Genomic DNA, 14,895 nt, shown 5'->3' on the forward strand with positions numbered 1-14,895 from the left:
ACCGCCTCCTTCCCGTCTACTTTACACAAATCATCACAATAATGCGAGTCAAATGCTGAATCCATTCGTAGGATTTTTTACGTCTGTGCTATACTTATTTTAAAAGAAGGAATTTTAAGGAGGAGTTTATAATGGTCACCTATCAAAATCTCCAAACCGATTTATTGCAAGCGCTTGATTTGCATATTGATATCTTAAAAGAAGTCGATGATATCAAAACTGAAGAGATCCCTGCGTTTTTATTTATGATGCGCAGCCTTGGCTTCATGTTGGACCGCGCTGCCTTAGTTTTAGCTAGCGCTGATGACGAAGAGATGTACTATATGATGTTCCAATACTATAGTCTATTGAAGGAATTAAAATTAAATTTGGCCATGAACCATCCTTATGCCAAACTTCAAGAAGAACCCCTAATCGAAACTGTAAACAATTTCCCCGACACCTATGAAAAAGAAATGAAGATTTGGTGGGAAGAAAAAACCGGTTTGACCGTTGAATCAACGAAACAGACGCTCGACTTGGAAGAAATCTGATGCGAATCGCTGTATATTGCGGAGCACACCTTGGAGCTGATCCACTCTACCAGGAGACCGCAAAAAAATTAGGCCATTGGATTGTAGAAAAAAATCACGAACTTATTTATGGCGGAAGTAAACTTGGCTTGATGGGTGTTATAGCTGACAGTGTTCTGGAAAATGGCGGTGTAGTTATTGGTATCATGCCTAAATTTTTGCAAGATCGTGAACGCCTCCACACCGGTTTGACCCATATGATCACTGTGAATGACTTGGACGAACGAAAAAAGGCCATGATGCAGCAGGCGGATGTTTGTATAGCATTACCAGGCGGTATTGGAACATTAGAAGAAATTGCTGAAGCTTACTCTTGGGCACGTGTTGGCCAAAACAATAGCCCTTGCATCTTCTTTGATGTCAAAAGCTATTATTCTCCGTTACAAAAATTCTTTGATCAGATGGTAGAGCAAAAATTTTTATCCTACGAGGATCGTCAATTGGTTCTATTTACCGAATCACTAGCTGAAATGGATACATTTATAAAAAATCACCACAAAAAATGACCTACGCGATAGCAGCGCAGGTCATTTTTTTAGATATTCATTTCAGGATACAAGAAGCGCAGAACGTCCAATGTTAAACGACGGCTTTTTCCAATATAAGGATAAATATGCATGTGCATCATTGGATTAAAGTTGGCCTCGATAATCCCATAGTCCTCATGTACTTCATAGGGTTTGTCTTTATCCGGAATAATTAAATCAATACCGCTGATGCTGGCTCCTAAAACTTCAACTGCATCGATCGCTAATTGTTTATAGCTTTCATGAATGTCATCTGTAACGTCAATGGAATCACCGCCAGTAGATACATTTGAATTTTCTCGCAAGAAGACTTGCTGATCCTTTTCAGGAACACTGTCAATGCGCAGCCCTTGCTCCTTCAGCATCAATTGTTCTAAATCACCCAACTGGATTTTTTCCAATGGTGATCGATGATTCAGTCCACGCAGAGGGTCCGCATTCTTTTCAGCTACTAGCTCCTCAATCGTTCGTTCGCCGTCCCCTATAACATTAGCAGGGGTTCGCAGCAAGACCGCCTTGACTTGGTGATCGATTACGAAGAAGCGGTATTCAGTTCCCGGCAAAAACTCTTCAATGATAACCTCATCATCCTCCGCAAAAGCAATCGCCAGTCCAGCGTTGAAATCAGTCATTGATGTTTCACCTTTGAAGATAGTGATGCCCAAGCCGTAATTCGTTGATTTGGGCTTAATCACGAAAGCTTTTTGAGCAAAACGTGGATAGGCTTTTTTCGCTGCTTCAATCGAGCTAAATGTTTCGCCATCCGGCACACGAAAACCAGCCCGCGCTAAAACGAGTTTAGTGACTGTTTTATTCGCCATCAGCAAAGGTGCTATATAAGTATCTTTGCTAGTCATATTTCCATTCTTTACTAATTCTTGATGATCGCCATGCTGCAGCTTTACAAACTGATCCTGTCGATCCAAGACCTCGGTCTCAATTCCCTTCTGAATGGCGTCAAACAATAAGTTTTGCGTCGATAACTCCATTTCCTGAAAACCAGCCAATTGATAAGGACGGGCCCAAGCTTGGTCATAAAACTTGCGTCCTAATTTCGTTGCTGCTACGTCTTGTCCTTCGGTTTCATCTAAAGCGAGTACTCTCGCCGCTAAAGTTTCTTCTGGTCGATCTAGCCAAACTTGATATTTCTTAAGTAAATCTGCACCGTCTAATTCTAGTTCATCAGCCATTAGATGCATTTCAGTAAAAATCCTTTGTCCTTCTGCTAAATGAGCGGTCGGTTTTGCTGGATGTTCTAATGAAACCTCATCACTAATGCGATTGCCTTCCGCTACCCACTCATCAGCCGGTAATTTCTCATCAGTCCATAGCAAATAAAGCATAAACAAATGAATAAACTCGATCTCATCAGCATCAATTCCGACACGGTCAAAGGGATTCAAATCAATATTTCGCAACTCCACATAACGGATGCCCGTATGAAAAAGATCCGCAACCTTTTTTCCACCACGCATACGAATCGGTGCGTAAAATTCTTTTTCTTCCGATAATCGCCCCTGTGCAACATTTTCTGCTAAATCCTCGCTGTAGCGGGTCAGTGTTTCATAAGACACTTGTACATCCGGTTTATTAACATACCCATAATGACTAGTACGAATGCTCCGTACAGGTTCCTTGGGACGATTCTCGCTATCAAAGTAGCGGTCCTCACTTAGCGGGCTAGCTCCAAACAAGTATGTTAACAGCCAACGATAGCGTAAAAAATTACGCGCGATCTTCATGTATAAACGGGTCTTGAAATCCTCCATAGATGCTTCTTCTGTTTGTGTTAAAAACAGCTGCCTTACTAAGTCTAATCCATATTCAAAATTGAAATGAATCCCGCTCACCATTTGTTTCCGCTTCCCGTACTCACGTGCTAAGTAACGCCGATATAAGACATCTGCATGTCGTTCTAACTTCGCGATCTGAATAGCTTCTTCTTTTTCAGGAAGTATTGGCGGCATGGATAAAGGCCACATCATTTCATCCTTCGGCATACTTCGTTGTGCAACATCATGAATCGCCTCTAAATAAGCCAACACTTCATTGACTGATTCAGCGACTGGGGTAATCAATTCTAATTGTGTTTCAGAAAAATCTGTTTGAATATAAGGATGAAAATTCCGATTTCCCACAAGGGTTGGATGATCCGTCTGTACAAGCTCCCCATTGAGGGTAACCCGTTGACTTTCTTTTTCGATCCCATAGCGTGCTTGCAGCAAAAAAGGTTTAACCTTTTCTTGTGCCATCATTTTTTTTGTATTCATTTGTCCATAGTCCTCCCAGCTACATTATATAGAAGAATATCCAGAAACAGAACGGAAATGCTTGAAAAAGGGATAGCGTTTTTAATGGCATTATGATTAAATAATGGTAATAACATTTTTAATTTAAATATAGCTTTAAATTGCTAGTCTATTAAGAGAATGGAGGCCTCGCCTATGGTGAAAAACGATCATCAATTGATAAGCAATACATCTCATTTGCTTCAAGAAACAGAGTTAGAAGAATTCGTTGTATTACGTCCTCATCACCAGCACCAGTTTCATTGCGACGAGGTTCACCGAATAATGGATGCTAATGCTCGACAAAGCAATATCAGCCTGCATGTCCCACCTTATTTTCAAAATAAGCAAAAGAACTGTTGAGAAAAAAACTCAACAGTTCTTTTTTTACTCTTCTTTCAGCAATCCTTTAAATAATCCCACAGCAAAATCATTTGGATCAAATGCCTCAAGGTCATTAAGCCCTTCACCCAAACCAACAAGTTTTACTGGCAGATGCAGCTCGTTTCTGATCGCCAGAACAATTCCACCTTTTGCAGTTCCATCTAGTTTCGTTAGGACTAACCCTGTGACGTCCGTTGTTTCTTTAAATTGACGCGCTTGTACTAATGCATTTTGCCCTGTTGTCGCATCAACAACTAATAATACCTCATGTGGTGCCGTTGGAAACTCGCGCTTAATTACTCGTTTGATTTTTTCCAACTCATTCATCAAATTCACTTTATTTTGCAAGCGTCCTGCTGTATCGATCAGTAAAATGTCATAGTTTTCTTTTTTGGCTTTATCTACTGCATCGAAAACCACAGCCGCCGGATCCCCGCCAGCATTGCCGCGAACAACCTCTACACCAGAGCGTTGTCCCCAAACGACTAATTGGTCAATTGCTCCCGCGCGGAACGTATCAGCTGCTGCTAATAAAACTTTCTTTCCTTCGTTTTTATACTGATTTGCCAGCTTTCCGATACTGGTCGTTTTTCCAGTACCGTTAACACCAACAAATAGAATTACACTCAAACCATCAGTTTGCAGGTTGATTTTATTATTTTCATTAATACCTTCTGCCTCATAGATTTCTACCAGTTTTTCAATGATAACATTTTGGACTTGGGCAGGCTTCTTAGCATTTTTCAATTTGACCTCTTGTCGTAGAGAATCCGTCAGTTTAATAGCGGTATCAAAGCCGACATCAGCTCCTATCAACGTTTCTTCCAGTTCCTCGAAGAACTCTTCATCTACTCGACGGAAACGAGCAAATAATTCATTCATCCGTTCTCCAAAAGACTTGCGTGTCTTTTCTAAACCTTTGTCATACTTTTCCTGAACCGTTTCTTCCGTTTGTGCAGATTCTGCTGGAATAATGACTTCTGGTTCAACTACAGTCGAATCAGCTTCGTCTTCGGTTGCTTCTTTGCTGTCTTCCGTCTGCTCATCTGATAGTTCTTCGCTGATCGTTAACAAATCATCCGCTTGTTCGACATTCTCTGTGTTATCCGCTTCATCCGCAGATAACTCCTCCTGTGACTGACTATCCAGCTCCTCCGTTGCTAGCTCCTGTGATTCTTCAACCACCTCTTCGTCTTCAGCCGCCTCATCCTCAACGGGCGTTTCGACTAATTCTTTCGTTTCCGTCTCGTCTCCGGCATCAGAAGCTACTTTATCTTCAACGACCTCTTCTTGTTTTTCAGTTTCTTCGTTTTGTTCACCGGTAAAGGCCTTTTTTATGCGGTCAAATAATCCCATTTAAAATCCCCCCTTATTTAGTTCAATTCATCAAACACGAATTTTTGGATAGCATGGGCAACGCCGTCAGCTTGATTGGTTCTAGTCACAAAATTAGCGGCAGATTTAACACCCTCAGTAGCATTTTCCATCGCTACCCCCATACCTGCGTAAGTGATCATTGATAAATCATTTGCTTCGTCACCTAAAGCCATCATTTCATGTGCTTCAATTCCAAGGTGCTCTCCTAGCACTGAAAGACCAAATGCTTTTGTCACACCTCGAGGCATAAATTCTAATAAATTTGGTCTAGTTTTAAAAATTTCAAAGTGTTCGTATTCTTCCGGAGAAATCAAGGCAATCTGCTGATCTAAATATTCCGCGTCAACAGCTGAAACAACCTTGTTATATAACGTATCCTCCTTTAATGTCTCTACGGTCTTAGGCACATAGGTCAGTGCTTTGTTCAAAGTTGGATAAATTGAAGGATGTTTCTCCGAAGTTTCAAATTGGAAACATAAGGCATCTGACAACACATCCATTGGCAAGTCAAGTTTCTTCAATAATTGATAGATATGCTTCACCTCTGACAATTTCATTGCTGTCTTACCTAAAATTTCTCCTGTATTCGTTTGAATCAATCCACCATTGAACGTGATCGAGTAATCATCTGCATCAAGCAGGTTCAACTCAGATAGATAATCTTTAATCGCAATCAATGGACGACCTGTGCAGATTACAATTTTAACCCCTCTAGCTTTTGCTTCTGCTAGTATTTTTTTATTTGCATCGGAGATCGTCTTTGCGTCAGTCAATAATGTACCATCTAAATCAATCGCCACTAATTTTATCATTCCAGAGATTCCCCTTCCTTCACTTGAAATTTCCCGTCATCTTTTACTTCCTCAAGTCGCACTGAAATAATTTTTGAAACACCGGATTCTTGCATCGTAACACCATAGAGTACGTCTGCAGCTTCCATCGTCCCTTTTCTGTGTGTAACTACAATGAACTGCGTATCGTTTTGGAAAGCACTCAAATAACGACCAAAACGAGCGACATTCGCTTCATCTAAAGCAGCTTCAACTTCATCTAAAACACAAAATGGTACTGGACGAACCTGAATGATTGAGAACAATAATGCGATAGCCGTTAATGCGCGTTCTCCACCAGAAAGAAGCGATAAACTTTGCAATTTTTTCCCTGGCGGCTGTGCCTCGATTTCAATTCCTGTGTTTAATAAATCATCTGGATCTGTTAACACCAGCTCTGCTCTACCTCCGCCAAACATGTTGGGAAATACCAGATTAAATTTCTCGCGAATTGCTTGGAATGTCGTGTAGAAACGAGTTTTAACTTCATCGTCCATCTCATCCATTGTCTCAAACAACTGCTCTTTAGCTGATAATAGATCGTCACGTTGTGTGGTAAGAAAGTCATAGCGTTCTTCGACTTGTTGATATTGCTCAATCGCATTTAGATTCACTGGCCCTAGTTTTTCGATTGCCTGTTTCAATCGACTAACTTCATTTTGGGCAGCCAGCTGATCAATTTCAGGATTTGCTTGAGCTTCAGCACCTTCAAAGGTTAGGCTGTATTCTTCCTGCAGATAAGCTAAAGCGTTGTCTAATTTCAGCTCATAACGATTTTTTTGAACATCCGCCTGCGATTGCCGCGCCAATAAATGTTTTTGCTCACGATTGGCTTCAGTCAATGCATTATCTGCCTGATCAACTTGACGTTGCAAGTTCTGACGGGTTTCTTTCCATAAGTTCAATTGCTCTTGCAAGTGTTCGCGAGCAACAGCCAGTTCTGTCAATCGTTGATTTAGACTTTCCTCAGATTCCTCATGATCCGATGAGTCACTAGAAAGTGCTAGTATTTGGTTCTCTAGCTTCGTTATCTGACTAATCAGCTCATTGATTTGCTCCTCAAAACTTAATGCTTGTCGTTCTAAGTAGAGCAAACGTTCATCTAATACTGCATAATCAGCTTGTAATCGGCTAAGTTCAGCATTGATGTTGGCTCGTTTTTCTTCTAGCTGATCGCTTTCTTCATTCATCTGTTGAATTTCTTGATTGATTTTTTCTTGCTGTGTCTTTAATTCAACTTGTTGAACTTCCAATACTTCTTTTTGTGACTGATAATCTGTTAAAAAGCTCTCCAGTTCCTTCGCCTCATAAGAAAATAGCGTCTGCTCTTTTTGCAAGCGGACCAGCTCAGCACTGACACGTTCTTCATTACTTTGTTCTTCTTGATATGCAAAACGCGTTTGTTCACCTTGCGTACGTAAATTATCTAAGGTCTCCGTTTGTTCAGCCACTTTGGTTTGCAGCTCACGAACGAAGTTTTCCTTTGTTTGTAATGCTTGATTGATTTCTTCGTAGCGTTTTGTCCATTCGGCTAATTCATGGCCTTGATTGAACAAATTTCCTCGATTGCCTTGCTTGGTGGCTCCGCCGGTCATTGACCCTCCAGCGTTCATCACATCACCATCTAAAGAGACTACCCGAACTTGATAGCGCAACTGACGAGCAAGCCGATTCGCACTATCTAGATCTTTGGCGATTACGATTGCTCCTAATAGATTCTGCATGACAGGAGCAACCTTTTCTGAAAATGACACAAGCTCACTGGCAACTCCTAAAAAACCAACCTCTTCTTTAATCGCTTGATACTGCTGGATACCTAAACTGCGCGGTTTGATTGTCGTTAATGGAAGAAATGTCCCTCGACCACTGCGCTGCTTTTTCAAGAAGGTAATCCCTTGCCGCGCATCTTTTTCATTTTCTACGATGATGTGCTGAGCTGACGCCCCTAAAGCAGTCTCGATTGCCAACGTGTATTCTTGCGGTACTTGAATCAGCTCCGCCACTGCACCAACAATTCCGCTCAATTGATCTTTGTGCTGCAGGACACTCCGGACTCCTTGATAAAAACCGCTATAGTTCTCTTGGATTTCCCGAAGACTTTTTTGTCGTGCTCGCGCCTGCTGAACCTGACTCATCAAATCGTACATCAGCTGCTGTTCTTTTTGCAATTGCTGCTGTGCACTATCCTTTTCTTCTGCTAAGCGAAGATAATTTTCTTGCTCTTTTGCCAACCGCTTCTCTAAGGACTGACTCTTAGCCTCAGCAGCTTCTTGTTGTGTCGTCAACTCTTTCAGCTGTTCCCGTAAAGCTTCAAAGCGTGTCATACTCTGTTGGTTTTTAGCCGTTTCTTGGGTATACTGACGCTCTAAATACTTCAACTCATTGCTGACATTCGCAGACTCCTGCATTAATTCAACATATGTACCACGCAGATCTTCCAATAATTCTTTTGGAGATTTTTTATATTTTTCTGCTTCTACCATCAATTGCTGAATTTTTTCTTCCAGTGCGAGTTTTTCCGCTTGTTTCTCAGCTTGCTGCGTTTGAATTCCCTGCAAATTCAACTGTGTCTCTGTTTTTTTCTTGCGTTGCTCGGTTAATGCAGCTTGATATTCTATGCTGGTCTTTTGGGTATTTTTGGAGCGTTCGCTTAGCAGTTCTTTCTGTCCTTCAGCCTGTTTTAATGCTTCCGATAAATGCAATAGCTGCTGCTGACCCGTTTCTAACTGTTCATCCAATGAGCCGCGTTTTTCTCGCAATGTTCCTAACTGCATTTCCGTCTGTTGAATAAAACAGCTTTTTTCTTCAACTGTTTTGGATAGCTCTTCAAAATCAGCCTTAGCCGATTGCCATGAGTCGCGAGACTGCTTGATTTTAGCCACCGTTAAGCTGACATCGGTTGCTGTTAACTCTTTTTTAAGCGCCAAAAACTCCTTAGCTGCTTCACTTTGAGCAGCTAAAGGAGTCAGCTGATCTTCTAATTCATAAATAATGTCCTGAACCCGACTAAGATTATCCTCTGTCTCAAAAAGCTTTTGCTCTGCTTTGCGTTTTCGTTGCTTATATTTCAGAACACCGGCAGCCTCTTCAAAAATACCACGACGATCTTCAGGTTTGCTGGCAAAAATTGCTTCGACTTTCCCTTGGGAAATAATTGAGAAAGACTCTTTTCCTAAACCAGAATCCATGAACAAGTCCTGGATATCTTTCAAACGACAGGCCTTCTTATTAATGAAAAAATCACTCTCACCTGTTCGGCGATAACGTCTCGTTACACTAACTTCACTAAAAGCCAATGGCAAATAATGATCCGTGTTGTCTAATACAACCGTTACTTCCGAAATATTTAACTGTTTTCGTGATTCCGAACCAGCAAAAATAATATCCGGCATCTTCCCCCCACGCAGACTTTTCGCAGACTGTTCTCCCAAGACCCAGCGAATTGCTTCAGTGATGTTGCTTTTGCCGCTGCCGTTTGGTCCAATGACTGCTGTCACACCTGGTTCAAATTCAATTTTAGTCCGATCGGCAAAAGATTTAAAGCCGGCGATTTCAATTCTTTTTAAATACAAAATGCTCCTCCTAAAATTTCATAAAAAGCCATACGAACTTGCACAGCAATGGAAAATGCTGTGCAACTTAGAATTATACATGTTCGTTTAGCTGGATATAGTCAATACTTACAGAAACAGTTCTACCCGCGACGTTTATCATTCTGAATCTCTCAAGAGAAGCTGATTATTTTTCCGAAATTTTTGTCAACGCCTTTTCCGCCGCATCCTGTTCAGCTAATTTCTTTGATTTACCTTGTCCTGATCCGATCAATTGATCATCTGCATAAACATCAATCGTAAAAACTCGTTCATGAGCGGGGCCCTCTTCGTTGACCAACCGATACTCGATCGTCACATCACCGCTTTTTTGTAAAACCTCTTGCAGACGAGTCTTATGATCCATCTCTCTTGTAAAAACACCTGCTTCAATCTTTGGGAAAACAACTGTTTGGATAAATCGCAACGCGACATCATAACCTTGATCTAAATATAAAGCACCTAAAAAAGCCTCGAATAGGTCGCATAAAAGTGCTGCTCGGTCACGGCCACCAGAGTTTTCTTCACCCTTTCCCAACATTATATAATGATCAAAATGGCATTCCTTCGCAAATTTTGATAGGCTTTCTTCTCGTACAATCGCCGAACGCAGACGGGTCAAGCGTCCTTCCGGCAGGTTTGGATAATAGTGATACAAATAGTCCGATACTTGAATTTCTAAGACAGCGTCCCCTAAAAATTCTAACCGTTCATTATCTGAAATATTCATGTTACGGTGTTCATTCACGTATGATGAGTGGGTAAACGCCTGTTCCAATAAGTTAACATCGTGAAAGACGATGCCGTAGTTTTCTTTCAATTCATTGATCAACTGTGTATCCATGGGCTCATTCCTTTTTTTGAGATTTCCATCACGCTTTATTATACTGTTTTTTCCACAAATTTTAAATCAGAAGTCGCGATAGTAAGAAATTTTCAAAAATTCATCGAAGTTTTTTCTTCTTGCTTTTAAAAATGTTAAAGTAGAAAAAAGAGCGGAGGAAATTTAATGGAGAAGCTTGCTGAGGCACTATTGATTATTGATTTACAAAAAGGTGTTTGCTTTGATGATAAGACGATCGATCATTTTTCTGATCTGATTACGCTTGTTAATCAACGAATGAAACTATATCGCGAACAAATCAAACCAATTATTTTCATTCAGCACTGCGACGAGGACTTAGTTCCAAATTCGAAGTCTTGGGAGATCGTAGATGAATTAGAGCGCAAAGAACACGATATTATCGTGCAAAAAACACATGCTAATTCCTTTTATCATACTAACTTGCAAGCTCTCTTACAGCAACAGCAAATCACCAGCCTAGAAATTTGCGGTGCCCAAACCCAATTTTGTGTCGATACCACTATAAAATTTGCCCATGGCCTAGGCTACCAGCTGACCATGCTGAAAAATGGATCGACCACCTATGACAATGAATTTCTTTCTGCTTCGGATACTATTGCTTTTTACGAGAATATTTGGAATAGACGTTTCTTGCATTTGATTCAATAAAAAACTTCGTCCTCAGCGACGAAGTTTTCCTCAACATTTATTTAAATAAAAAATGCACCAGCAAACACTGGTGCACCTTTTTTCGTTAAGCTTGGTTGTTTTCCATAATGTAATCAACTGCAGCTCCAACTGTTTCAATTTTCTCAGCATCTTCATCAGAAATTTCTGTTCCGAATTCATCTTCCAATTCTAAAACAAATTCCATGATACTGATTGAATCTGCATTTAAGTCGTCTTTGATACTCAATTCAAGAGTCACTTTGTCTTTATCGATTTCAAAATGATTTGAAATTATTTCAGCAACTTTACTAAATACTTCTTCACGAGTCAACAACATTCACCTCCGCCTGATCAACTATTATTCGTCTATGTTTTACCAGAAGGTCACAGTTCATTTTACTGATGTTTGATTACTTTGTCTACCTTTTTCGCTAAATTGCCATACCCCTATTCTTCTGTAGAGGGTTCAAAAAACTGTACCAATTGTCCAACAACATTCGTATCTAGCATTGTGTGGATTTGATCAATTGTGTTGGCTACAGCTTCAGGACCAGTAGAACCATGTGTTTTAATTACGGGAGCTTTAAGACCGAACAACACCGCTCCACCATGAGAAGAATAGTCCAATTTGTCTTTTAAGCCATATAATGTATCTTTTAACATCGCAGCGCCAAGTTTCCCTTTGACACCGGCATCATCAATACTGCTTTTCAACAAGCCCATTAAGCCCATCGCAGTTCCTTCAATCGTTTTTAACACGGCATTTCCGGTAAATCCATCAGTTACGACAACATCTGCCGCCCCATTTAGAAGCTCTCTAGCTTCCACATTTCCAATAAAATTGATGCTTTCTTCAGCTTGCAGCATCTTGAAGGCCTCTTTCGTCAACTCGCTGCCTTTGGTTTCTTCTGTACCATTATTCAAAAGTCCTACACGTGGATTCTTTATTCCACGAACATGTTTCGCATAAAACGATCCTAAAATTGCATATTGATGGATGTGTTCTGCCTTATTTTCAGCATTCGCACCTAAGTCCAACATATCAAATCCACTATCGCTATTCAAAACCGGCAGTGTCGACATTAATCCTGGTCGTTCGATCCCCTTGATTCTTCCTACGACAAACAAGCCGGCTGCCAATAACGCTCCTGTATTCCCTGCTGAAAAAATAGCATCTGCCTTGCCTTCTTTGACCGCTTGAGCGGCTAAAACCATTGAGGCTGTTTTTTTCCGGCGGATCGCCTTCACAGGTTCATCTTCGCTGTTGATCTTTTCATCCGTATGAATGATCGTAATATTTTTTTCATTGGTAATATATTGACGAATCGCGTCTTCTTTTCCATATAATTGAAACTCAATCTCGGGATGATTTTTTTGGGCTAACATTACACCCTCCACGATCGCTTTTGGTGCAAAATCGCCACCCATTGCGTCTACAGCAATTTTCATGAGAAAATTCTCTCCTTTTTTTCTTTTACTAAGTCTATTTCCTTACAGAAAATAGGTTCGATTAAAGAAACAACTGTCATTCATGTTTTTACTCAAAAATCTTCATTCAAACAATTAAAATCAGAAATGACAACTAGTTTCTTTAAATTTTTCTACAGTATAGCATACCTAATCAAAATATGTTTCACCAGTTTCAGTTGGTTTTAAAGTCTCTGCTAATGGTGCAAAGGCCGGTTGTGCTCGCCAATCCTCGATTTCCCAAATCTGATTAGCTTCATCTCGTGCTACTTCCAATACATTTGCATCATTTACAAGATCCGCTATCAGAAACTGTGGCAGCCCCGATTGACGGAAACCAAATACCTCGCCTGGCCCCCGTAATTCTAAATCCTTTTCACTTAAGACAAATCCATTATTCGTCTCAGTCATAATTTTCATGCGTTCTTTTCCCATTTCATTTTTCGGACTAGCTACTAAGATGCAGTAAGAGGCATCCGATCCACGACCGACTCGGCCGCGTAATTGATGAAGCTGCGCCAAGCCAAAACGGTCTGCATCCATGATAAACATCACAGTCGCATTTGGAACATTGACACCAACTTCAATAACTGTGGTAGATACTAAAACCTGACTCTGATTGTCCTTGAATTCTTCCATGATCGCATCTTTTTCAGCATTCTTCATTTTTCCATGCAAAAGATTGACCTGATAGGTTGGTGCGTAATACTCTTTCAAATGTTCATAGATTTCTGTTGCATTTTTCACATCTAGCGCTTCTGATTCCTCAATCAATGGACAAATCACATATAGCTGATGCCCCGCTTGCAATTCCTGTTTTGCCCAATCTAACGTGTGCTCCAGCTGTTTTGGTTTGATCCAACTCGTTTTGACGGGTATTCGTCCTGACGGCATTTGATCAATAACAGAAACATCCATCTCTCCATAGGCAGTAATCGCCAACGTACGCGGTATCGGTGTCGCTGTCATAAATAAGACATCCGGATGCAGCCCTTTTTCTCGCAAAACTCTGCGTTGATTTACACCGAATCGATGTTGCTCGTCAGTAATGACTAATCCAAGATTCGCAAACTGTACATCGTCTTGAATTAAGGCATGGGTCCCAATCACTACATCGATCTCCCCATTTTGCAGACCAGCTAGAATTGCTCGTCTTTCCTTGGTTTTTGTGGAACCAGTCAATAGCGCTGTTGTTAATTCCAGCGGATCAAACAATTGATTCAAACTTTCCAAATGCTGTTGAGCCAAAATTTCTGTTGGTACCATTAATGCTCCTTGGAAACCAGCAGTCATAGTCGCATACAACGCGATTGCAGCAACAACTGTCTTCCCGCTACCAACATCTCCCTGCAGCAAGCGCTGCATATGCTTTTTACTGCGTAAATCGTAACAAATTTCGTTAGTCACTCTTTTTTGTGCATCCGTTAATTCAAAGGGAAGCTTTTTAGTAAAGTCTTTCAGGCGTTTCACATCATATCGAATTGCAATCCCGTTTTTTTCACTACGTTCGCTTTTTTTCAAGCCTTGCATTCGCATTTGAAATAGGAAGAACTCTTCAAAAACGACTCTTCTTTTGGCTTGATGGCTCTCTTCTGGATTTTTGGGAAAATGCAGCGCCCGCATTGCTTGTTTTCTAGGCATTAGCCGGTATTTTTCCAATAAATAATCAGGCAAATTTTCCGTTACCTGATCACCAAATTTTTCAAATGCAGCTTTAATCAAATCAACTAGTGTACTTTGCCGGATGGCTTTAGTCACATGATAGATTGGCGCATACTCTTCTGTTTGCTTACCGCCTAAAATTTTCATCCCAGTTAGCGATTTCCGTTTAGCGTCCCACTTCCCATAAACGGCTAATTCTTCACCGACTTCGACTTTATCTTTTAAATAAGGCTGATTGAAGAAGGAGACCATAAAAACTGCGTGATCTTGCATCATCCGAAACTGCAATCGACTTTTTTTGTATCCAAAACGACTGACCACCGGAGCTGAAACAACCACACCTTTCAATGTGACTTTCTCTTGATCATTGATTTCTAATAGATTTTTTTCTTGAATATCCTCATAACGAAATGGATAATAGCTTAATAAATTCTCAATCGTTACGATTCCTAACTCAGCTAATGTTTGTGCACGTTTTGGTCCTACACCCGGCAGTATCGATACAGACTCTTGAATCGACATAGGCAACCTCCTTTCATTTCTATAATTCAGCTAACTCATTTTAAAGGAATGTCATTTTTCCAAAGTCAGGAAGAATAAACTACCCTCGTACGCAGACGGTCCAACTAAACTCAATCTGCTCATATCTAGTGAACAAATTAGATGTAATGTAAACTTTATACAC

12 protein-coding genes are annotated in these 14,895 nt (G+C 40.6%); 4 read left to right on the top strand and 8 right to left on the bottom strand.

What is annotated here, in order from left to right; translation table 11 throughout:
- Positions 1 to 131: 131 nt before the first annotated feature.
- Together IGI67_RS10505 and IGI67_RS10510 are read left to right on the top strand one after the other, a co-directional pair.
- Positions 132 to 533 carry a hypothetical protein gene (locus IGI67_RS10505; RefSeq protein ID WP_207107493.1) on the top strand — a complete coding sequence of 134 codons (402 nt, stop codon included), beginning with the start codon at positions 132 to 134 and terminating at the stop codon, positions 531 to 533.
- Complete coding sequence (locus IGI67_RS10510) at positions 533 to 1,078, top strand: TIGR00730 family Rossman fold protein (protein WP_429957672.1); 546 nt, start codon at positions 533 to 535, stop codon at positions 1,076 to 1,078. Before IGI67_RS10505 ends, IGI67_RS10510 begins: the two co-directional genes overlap by 1 nt.
- Positions 1,079 to 1,107: 29 nt before the next feature.
- On the opposite strand, the gene gshAB is transcribed toward IGI67_RS10510, so the two are convergent.
- Complete coding sequence (gshAB, locus tag IGI67_RS10515; protein ID WP_429957673.1) at positions 1,108 to 3,369, bottom strand: bifunctional glutamate--cysteine ligase GshA/glutathione synthetase GshB; 2,262 nt, start codon at positions 3,367 to 3,369, stop codon at positions 1,108 to 1,110.
- A 174-nt stretch (positions 3,370 to 3,543) separates the two neighbouring features.
- On the opposite strand from gshAB, the gene IGI67_RS10520 reads away from it, so the two are divergent.
- A complete protein-coding gene (locus IGI67_RS10520; protein ID WP_429957674.1) occupies positions 3,544 to 3,750 on the top strand; it encodes a hypothetical protein in 207 nt (68 codons plus the stop codon).
- A 24-nt stretch (positions 3,751 to 3,774) separates the two neighbouring features.
- On the opposite strand, the gene ftsY is transcribed toward IGI67_RS10520, so the two are convergent.
- From ftsY to rnc, 4 genes are all read right to left on the bottom strand, one after another.
- Positions 3,775 to 5,127, bottom strand: coding sequence for a signal recognition particle-docking protein FtsY (ftsY, locus tag IGI67_RS10525; protein ID WP_429957675.1), 1,353 nt, complete (start codon positions 5,125 to 5,127; stop codon positions 3,775 to 3,777).
- 17 nt (positions 5,128 to 5,144) lie between these two features.
- Positions 5,145 to 5,960 (bottom strand): Cof-type HAD-IIB family hydrolase, encoded by an 816-nt coding sequence (locus IGI67_RS10530; RefSeq protein ID WP_429957676.1) that lies wholly within the window; start codon positions 5,958 to 5,960, stop codon positions 5,145 to 5,147.
- On the bottom strand, positions 5,957 to 9,550 hold the full coding sequence (gene smc / locus IGI67_RS10535; protein WP_429957677.1) for a chromosome segregation protein SMC: 3,594 nt from the start codon (positions 9,548 to 9,550) through the stop codon (positions 5,957 to 5,959). Before smc ends, IGI67_RS10530 begins: the two co-directional genes overlap by 4 nt.
- Before the next feature lie 166 nt (positions 9,551 to 9,716).
- A complete protein-coding gene (gene rnc, locus IGI67_RS10540; protein ID WP_429957678.1) occupies positions 9,717 to 10,412 on the bottom strand; it encodes a ribonuclease III in 696 nt (231 codons plus the stop codon).
- A gap of 165 nt (positions 10,413 to 10,577) precedes the next feature.
- Here rnc and IGI67_RS10545 point away from each other — a divergent pair, with 165 nt between their 5' ends.
- A complete protein-coding gene (locus IGI67_RS10545; protein ID WP_207107485.1) occupies positions 10,578 to 11,081 on the top strand; it encodes a cysteine hydrolase family protein in 504 nt (167 codons plus the stop codon).
- An 85-nt stretch (positions 11,082 to 11,166) separates the two neighbouring features.
- Here the strand turns inward: IGI67_RS10545 and acpP are convergent, their stop codons facing one another.
- The 3 genes from acpP to recG form a co-directional block, all read right to left on the bottom strand.
- On the bottom strand, positions 11,167 to 11,412 hold the full coding sequence (gene acpP / locus IGI67_RS10550; RefSeq protein WP_034708719.1) for an acyl carrier protein: 246 nt from the start codon (positions 11,410 to 11,412) through the stop codon (positions 11,167 to 11,169).
- A gap of 116 nt (positions 11,413 to 11,528) precedes the next feature.
- On the bottom strand, positions 11,529 to 12,530 hold the full coding sequence (plsX, locus tag IGI67_RS10555; RefSeq protein ID WP_207107484.1) for a phosphate acyltransferase PlsX: 1,002 nt from the start codon (positions 12,528 to 12,530) through the stop codon (positions 11,529 to 11,531).
- Positions 12,531 to 12,698: 168 nt separating this feature from the next.
- Entirely contained in the window at positions 12,699 to 14,732 is a 2,034-nt protein-coding gene (gene recG / locus IGI67_RS10560) for an ATP-dependent DNA helicase RecG (protein WP_429957679.1), read from the bottom strand.
- Positions 14,733 to 14,895 lie beyond the last annotated feature (163 nt).

This window comes from Enterococcus sp. AZ196 (assembly GCF_050498845.1).
Classification (GTDB): Bacteria; Bacillota; Bacilli; order Lactobacillales; family Enterococcaceae; genus Enterococcus_A; species Enterococcus_A murrayae.

Excerpts from the sequence above, each read along its gene's own strand:
- IGI67_RS10505 (WP_207107493.1), top strand. The coding sequence starts at position 132 with ATGGTCACCTATCAAAATCTCCAAACCGATTTATTGCAAGCGCTTGAT.
- IGI67_RS10510 (WP_429957672.1), top strand. The coding sequence starts at position 533 with ATGCGAATCGCTGTATATTGCGGAGCACACCTTGGAGCTGATCCACTC.
- gshAB (WP_429957673.1), bottom strand. The coding sequence starts at position 3,369 with ATGAATACAAAAAAAATGATGGCACAAGAAAAGGTTAAACCTTTTTTG.
- IGI67_RS10520 (WP_429957674.1), top strand. The coding sequence starts at position 3,544 with ATGGTGAAAAACGATCATCAATTGATAAGCAATACATCTCATTTGCTT.
- ftsY (WP_429957675.1), bottom strand. The coding sequence starts at position 5,127 with ATGGGATTATTTGACCGCATAAAAAAGGCCTTTACCGGTGAACAAAAC.
- IGI67_RS10530 (WP_429957676.1), bottom strand. The coding sequence starts at position 5,960 with ATGATAAAATTAGTGGCGATTGATTTAGATGGTACATTATTGACTGAC.
- rnc (WP_429957678.1), bottom strand. The coding sequence starts at position 10,412 with ATGGATACACAGTTGATCAATGAATTGAAAGAAAACTACGGCATCGTC.
- IGI67_RS10545 (WP_207107485.1), top strand. The coding sequence starts at position 10,578 with ATGGAGAAGCTTGCTGAGGCACTATTGATTATTGATTTACAAAAAGGT.
- plsX (WP_207107484.1), bottom strand. The coding sequence starts at position 12,530 with ATGAAAATTGCTGTAGACGCAATGGGTGGCGATTTTGCACCAAAAGCG.
- recG (WP_429957679.1), bottom strand. The coding sequence starts at position 14,732 with ATGTCGATTCAAGAGTCTGTATCGATACTGCCGGGTGTAGGACCAAAA.